The sequence below is a fragment of the Aminobacter sp. P4_D5 genome (assembly GCF_056401815.1).
Genome location: NZ_JBFUIP010001245.1, coordinates 1 through 549 on the forward strand (window position 1 = coordinate 1; position 549 = coordinate 549).

Consider the following 549-nt stretch of genomic DNA (forward strand, 5'->3'; position numbering starts at 1 on the left):
CCCCGAACATTCAGGCGGTCAGCTTGTTGAGGGCGTCCTCGAAGGACAGCTCCTCCCGCTCGCCCGTCATGCGCCGCTTGAGCTCCACCTTGCCGGCGGCCGCGCCGCGCGGCCCGATGATGGCCTGCCAGGGGAAGCCCATCAGGTCGGCATCGGCGAACTTCACGCCGGCGCGATCCGAGCGGTCGTCGTAGATGGCGTCGTCCGGCATGGCCGCGTGCAGCTTCTCGCAGAGCGCGTCGCAGGCGGCGTCGCCGACCTTCAGGTTCAGGATCGACAGCTTCCAGGGCGCCACCGCGTCGGGCCACTTGATGCCGTTCTCGTCGTGGTTCGCCTCGATCAGTGCCGCCACGAGGCGCGAGACGCCGATGCCGTAGCTGCCCATCTGCGGATGCACAGGATTGCCGTCCGGCCCGGCGACGGACAGGCCGAGCGGCTCGGAGTACTTGGTGCCGAAGTGGAAGATGTGGCCGACCTCGATGCCCTTGCCCTCGCGCCGGCTGGCGGTGTCGACGGCCGACCAGGCGGCCTCGTCATGCATCTCCTCGG

General features: G+C 69.6%; 1 protein-coding gene. It reads right to left on the reverse strand.

Annotation, left to right across the window (positions count from 1 at the left end; all coding sequences use genetic code 11):
- Positions 1-10: 10 nt before the first annotated feature.
- Positions 11-549, reverse strand: a 539-nt coding sequence (locus tag AC1DWF_RS37745; RefSeq protein ID WP_476843529.1) for a His/Gly/Thr/Pro-type tRNA ligase C-terminal domain-containing protein, incomplete at its 5' end; no start/stop codon positions are given.